The sequence below is a fragment of the Gordonia zhaorongruii genome, from assembly GCF_007559005.1.
Classification (GTDB): Bacteria; Actinomycetota; Actinomycetes; order Mycobacteriales; family Mycobacteriaceae; genus Gordonia; species Gordonia zhaorongruii.
Window position 1 is genome coordinate 2,519,494 of the sequence record NZ_CP041763.1, and the last position, 5,809, is coordinate 2,525,302.

A 5,809-nucleotide genomic window follows, 5' to 3' on the forward strand; every position below is an offset into this window, starting at 1 on the left:
GTTTCAACGGGGTAGTGAAGATATCGGCGCTCGAGGCCCCGAACGTTACAACGAACGTATGAATCCGACGGTCACATGAATGACCCGAACGATCCGAACCGCTACTCCGCCAGGTCCACGCCCTCGGTCACCTGCCATGCGAGGTTCCCGCCCTCGCTGCAGAGCACCGATCGGGTCACCCGGTCCACGGTGACCACGTTGATCACCGCAACATGGTCCCGGCCGGGAGGCAGGATCCGAGCGGTCACCGCTCCGGCGTCAGCATGGTCCAGGACGTCGACGAGCCGACTGCGCAAGGACGCCCGGTCTTCTTCGGAGAACGGATGCTCCTCGCCACCGTCATCGAGTAGCCGCACCTGGACCGTCCGCATGCGCGCACGCTCGATCGCGACTTTGACGGTCGGCGAGTACCAGGTGCGGCCCCGCGTCTCGTCCCGAAGATCCAACTCGAGGAGTCGAGCTCGGGTCGCCTCGGCTTCATCGAACGTCGCCCCGTCTGCCACTTGCCGCAGATACGGTCGGACGTCCCGATCGAACCGGAGCATCCGGTCGCGGCGCTCGGCGAGGACTGCGGTGGTGGCCGCTGCTCGCTCCAGCAGATCGGCACGACGGTCCTCGAGTACTCCGGTCAACCGGACCATCGGACGGATAAGTACCGCCATCAGTGTCGCGGGCAGCAAAGAGGCTGCGATCCGCAGGGTGATCTGTCCGCCTGCGACCAACGTCCCGCCCCGGTCGACCGACCACCACGCCGCGAACACCACCGCCACCACGCACGCCACCCACGCCAGCGGAGCCCGACCACGCAGCGTGAGCAGACCCGCCGTCACGGCGAACACCACCAGCGGTGCCCCCGGCTGCACCCAGTGGCCCGCACTCAGTGGCAGCGCCCACCATGCGGCGACCAGCGCCGCAGTCGACACTCCGGCGATGCCGGCAGCGCTCATTCGCGGCAACGGGTCCCGATCGCCGTGCGCCGATGCGAGAAGGGCTGCAGTCAGCCCGACCGCCCCGGCCGCCTCGAGCAGCCACTGGAATCCGGTGCGCGCCCCGGTGAAATCCGTGCATCGCACGAACAGGTACGCGCCGATGAGTACCGCCAACGCGACGCGCAGGCGAACCGATGCGAGGCCGAGCATCGTCGGCATCGCCACCTCGGCGAGCTCGTCGCCCCGCACAGGCCGGGTCATGGTCGCACCCATTCCAGGGACACCATCGTTCCCTCACCGGGCTCGGTGTCGATGGTCGCGGATCCGCCCGGTAGGTGTGCCATGCGACCGCACACTCCGGCGGTGACGCCGAACCGGTCTGCTGCGATGCGGTCCACATCGAATCCGCAGCCGTCGTCCACCACCCGGACCCGCACGGCTTCGGACCCCACCAGCCCGACGATCGCTGTCGACGCGGCGGCACCGGCGTGGTTCACCGAATTGCCCACTGCCTCCGAGAGTGCATCACTCAGCGCTTCGACGACTTCTTCAGAGACTCCCGGAGCACCTTCGGACGCGTCGATCGCAACGAGTAACTCGTCTCCGAATGCGATCGCCGACTCGCGCAGTCGCACAACCGCCTCAGCAGCGCTCACCGTCTCGGATGCGGCGCGCTGCTCCGTCAGGACCGGTGCCGCGAGCGTGCCGTCCAGCTCATCCAGCACCCTGCGGGCCTGAATCCCCTGGGACGCATCGGGTTCGCCCCGCGTGATGCCTCGCAGGACGGCACCGACCTTGTCGCGCATCACGATGTCGAGTCGGTACCGCTCAGTCGCACGGGCTGCCGCCGCTGCCGATCCGACCGTGTCGTCGAGTACGACGCGCCGGTGAGCGTCGACCGAGCGGGCCATCGTCATCATGCTGTGCATCATCGCGAGGTAGACCCCGAGAAGAGCCGTCGACATGAGTTGATTGAGATACGCCTGGTAGCCGAACTCCTCGAAACCCGCCATCTGCTGCGCGGTCGCGAGCAGGAGGAACGACCCGATCACGTAGGTCATCGCGTACCTGGTCGGGTACAGCGTTCCGAAGACGATAGCCGGAAGCACGACGGTATTGGCGGGCCAGATCGGCGGTGACCCCCCGCCGATGGCAGGCACATGCGTCCACGCGACGAACCACAGAATCAGAACCACCAGGTTCGCGAGGGCCAGTATCAGCGCGGCCCGCCGGAGTGCCGTCAGTCGCTGCGGGCTCGCATGCACCGGCAGCGCGGCGATCAGCAGGGGGATCGCCGCGCCGACGACGAGCGTGAACGACAGCGGCGTCCACCACCTCTCGGTGAGGCCGTCGCCTGCGAGAAACGCCGGGTACACGGAGAGGAAGGGCACCACGATGGTGCTGACGGCAACGGTCAGCGCTGACGCCCGTTGTACCCGGTACTCGTTCACGATTCGATCACTCCGCTCACCGATCCGTCCTCGGTGAGTTCCACTCGACGTCGCACCGCCCCGGCCTCGACGACGACGGTGGCCACCGGTCTTCGGCCCGGCGGCCCGATCCGGGCGGTCACTTCGCCGTTCTTCAGATGGTCGAGTTCGTCCTCCAGAACACGTGCCGTCGCGTTGGTGACGGCTTGCGCCTGGTCGGTCGGCAACGCGGTCAGCCCACCGTCGTCCAGGACAGTGACCGCGACACCGCGTCGTCGCGCTTCCCAGACCGAGTGGCGCACGCGGGGCACGTCGAGCCCACGCCCGCGGATGCCGTCACGGAGCCTCGCTTCGAGGAGCCGTGCGTCCACCACGTCGTCGTGACTGATCTCCGATCCCGAAGCCACTTTGGTCAGCAGCGGACGGACGCGAGCGTCGATGCGCCGGATCCGCTCGTCGCGTTCGAAGATGTCCTGCCGCAGGTTCGCGACCCCGCGACGGTCGACCGCACGACGCAACGACAGCGCCCGCATCTCCGATATCTGCGGACTGAGCAGAACGACACCGGCACTTGCGATGAACAACGCGATGAAGCTGGCACGCGGCAGCACGGCAGTGAGCCAGTTCGGCGAAGCGCTCAGTGGGCCGAGGGCCAGACCGATGGCGATGTCCACGGCAACCACGGTCCACGCCAGGGCGAGGCGGTTCCGCAGCATCAGGATGACGAGGACGACGATCGCCGTCGACAGCATCGGGGAATAGGGCCGGAGAACATCGTCGCTCGAACTGGCAGCTCCGCCCCAGGTCACTGCGACTCCGAGGACCACGGCGACGGCTGCTGCGTGCGAATGGGAGCTGGGCAGTTCGTGCGCGCCTCTGCGCGTCGCCAGGAACACCGCGCCGGCGAGCAGTACGAAGGCGATACTCAGCGCCATCCAGCTCGTTCCCTCGATGTGTCGGGACAGCCCGCTGCTCACCGTTCGTCCGGCGAGTGCAGCGAAGTAGAGAACGAGAGCTGCCGCGAACAAACGCGTGGCGTGAAAGTTCTGAACGAAATCCCCATGCCGGCTGTGCCGCCGGAAGCGCAGCGCCGCGATCACGGGCGATCCCATTGGAGCCGGATGCGCGTGCCCTCACCGGGCAGGCTGGAGATGCTGCTCGACCCACCGGGGATCGCGGCCATCCGGCCGGTGACCCCGAACGAGAGGCCGAGCCGACCCGGGCCGGTGTCCCCGGGATCGAATCCGGCACCGTCGTCGACAATGCTGACCACGATGCGGTCATCCCGCAGCACCGCTGTCACGACGCATGAGGCCTCCGCCCCGGCGTGCCGGTAGAAGTTGCGCACAGCTTCGGCGCACGCGTCGATGAGCGGCCCGGTCGCCTCTTCGCTGAATCGCATGGCCGGTGAGCAGTCGACGTCGGTGCGGATCGCGACCGCCGACCCGAGCGAGGTGATCAACGTGTCGATCCTGCGGACGAACTCTGCCGCGTCAAGACCATCGGAGGCGTCGACCGGGTCGTCCCACCAATGGTCGAGTTCGTGGAGCACGCCGGAGGCCGCCTCGACCGTGGCAGGCTGGGGCTGCCCCGGCCGAAGTGCAAGCAGAAAAGCGATGATGCGGTCGTGCACGAGCGCGTCGAGCCGACGTCGGTCGACGTCGATGATGTCCTCGCGAACGCGGTCTCGCCCCGAGTCGATCGTGGCCGAACGGTCCGCATCGAGTCGTCGGGCGAACGCCACAGCCGTGCCGGCCAGAACCAGATACAGGCCGGCCCACGCCAGGGACCACAGGGTCTGCGCCACGTAGGCCGCGTCCAGCTCACCGGAGCGCATCTGAGCGGTGACAGCCTCAGTGAGAACACCCGCGACGCCGAGATTCAGCACCGCCACCATCGGGCGCCCGGCGAGCATGAGAGCAACGCTCGCCAACTCGGGAATGAGCGTCAGCCAGACGGTGGGGGTGGTACCGCTCGGGTCGCGATCCACCAGAGAGACGCTGGACCACGCAGGAAACCACGCGATGATCGCGCCGAGGTACGCCAGTGCGCAGGCCCCCGCCACGGCGCCGAGCCACTCGGGCCGTCTCATCACCGCGACCCCGATGAGCGCGCATCCGCTGGCGATGACCACGGCGATGCTGAGGGGCAGCCACCAGGGCGCTGCGAGACCGTCGAAGTGCGTGAACGCGCCTGTGTTGACGACGAGGAAGACGATGTAGGCGGCGCCGAGGATGGCCGAGCCGACGGACTGGACCGTCTCCAGGGAGGTTCGACGGACGCGGTCCATCGACGGCTCCGTGCCGAGGCGCAGTTCGACCCGCCGGACCGCGCGGATCGTGTTCGGGTCAGCCAGCGGTCGCACGTCGGTTCCGCACTGACGGCGGCTTACCCACGGGCCACTCGCTCATCCGGCACTCCTCTCGCGTCGCGCATCATGATCGCATGATGCGGGACGCGAAGGCCAGGAAAGGCAGGAATCAGACAGAGCGGGAGATGTTGCTAAACCCCGGTCAGCCGACGGAGCGGAGGCCGCGCCGGGCGGCAACGGGCGCCGGGACGTCGCGGCCGACCCAGGAGATGAGCTGATTCATCGCGCGAGCCTGCTCGTTCGCCTCCAGTCCGGTGAGGCCGGGCATGGTGTGGAACATGGCAGCGGTAAACGCGCTCTCCACAGACATCCCGTGCGTACCGGCGATCAATCGGTAATCGGCGATCGCAGCGTTGAGGTCCGAGAACGTCACGGCGTCGCCGTGATGTCGCACAGCGACCATCCAACCGGTTGCCTCCGCGCGCTCCGACACGTGCGCGCATAGATCGGTAACCCACTGGTCGCGATCTATCGGTGCCATAGTGCCCATTTCCGAACCTCCCATCACTGCCGTCGAGTAACGGTTTGATCACCGTCTCTGCTGGTGAGCTGTCTGCAACGCCCTTACGAGAGCGTAACTTCTATAGCCCGCCGTCGGGAGCAACTCAGTGATGCCTTACCCTGCGTTCACCTCGAGTTCCCGCGAACCTGCTGTCATCCGATCGTCTGACCTGGCACAACGCACTTAACACGCGGGAGTGTCGCAACTTCGGTACACAAGTGTGATGTCTGTCACATAAGCGAATGACATCACTGTTGCATACGCAGAACTACTTCGCCCCGTCCGCCTTCATGGCGTCGATGAGGCTCTGCGGGCGCAGGTCCGTCCAGTTCTTCTCGACGTATTCGAGGCACGCGGTCCGCGAATCCTCGCCGAACACCTTGGTCCAGCCAGCCGGGATCTCGGCGAAAGTCGGCCACAGAGAGTGCTGGTTCTCCTCGTTCACGAGAACGTAGAAGCGGCCGTCTTCGTCGTCGAACGGGTTGGTCATGTCGTTCCTTTCTCAGCTGCGCGATACGCGCGGCACCAATACACTCCAGTCGACATCTCGTCGCCGGACTCAGTAAACCATCATTGA

The 5,809-nt window shown here is 66.8% G+C and carries 6 protein-coding genes; all 6 read right to left on the reverse strand.

Annotated elements, in window-relative coordinates; translation table 11 throughout:
• Positions 1-101: 101 nt before the first annotated feature.
• Positions 102-1,190: a hypothetical protein gene (locus FO044_RS11795; RefSeq protein ID WP_143965709.1), complete on the reverse strand. Its 1,089-nt coding sequence runs from the start codon at positions 1,188-1,190 to the stop codon at positions 102-104.
• Positions 1,187-2,380 (reverse strand): ATP-binding protein, encoded by a 1,194-nt coding sequence (locus FO044_RS11800; protein ID WP_143965710.1) that lies wholly within the window; start codon positions 2,378-2,380, stop codon positions 1,187-1,189. Before FO044_RS11800 ends, FO044_RS11795 begins: the two co-directional genes overlap by 4 nt.
• Positions 2,377-3,471 (reverse strand): hypothetical protein, encoded by a 1,095-nt coding sequence (locus FO044_RS11805; RefSeq protein WP_143965711.1) that lies wholly within the window; start codon positions 3,469-3,471, stop codon positions 2,377-2,379. Before FO044_RS11805 ends, FO044_RS11800 begins: the two co-directional genes overlap by 4 nt.
• Complete coding sequence (locus FO044_RS11810) at positions 3,456-4,724, reverse strand: sensor histidine kinase (RefSeq protein ID WP_143965712.1); 1,269 nt, start codon at positions 4,722-4,724, stop codon at positions 3,456-3,458. Before FO044_RS11810 ends, FO044_RS11805 begins: the two co-directional genes overlap by 16 nt.
• A gap of 148 nt (positions 4,725-4,872) precedes the next feature.
• Positions 4,873-5,220, reverse strand: coding sequence for a hypothetical protein (locus tag FO044_RS11815; protein WP_132992058.1), 348 nt, complete (start codon positions 5,218-5,220; stop codon positions 4,873-4,875).
• Positions 5,221-5,500: 280 nt separating this feature from the next.
• On the reverse strand, positions 5,501-5,722 hold the full coding sequence (locus tag FO044_RS11820; protein ID WP_132992059.1) for an MbtH family protein: 222 nt from the start codon (positions 5,720-5,722) through the stop codon (positions 5,501-5,503).
• Positions 5,723-5,809 lie beyond the last annotated feature (87 nt).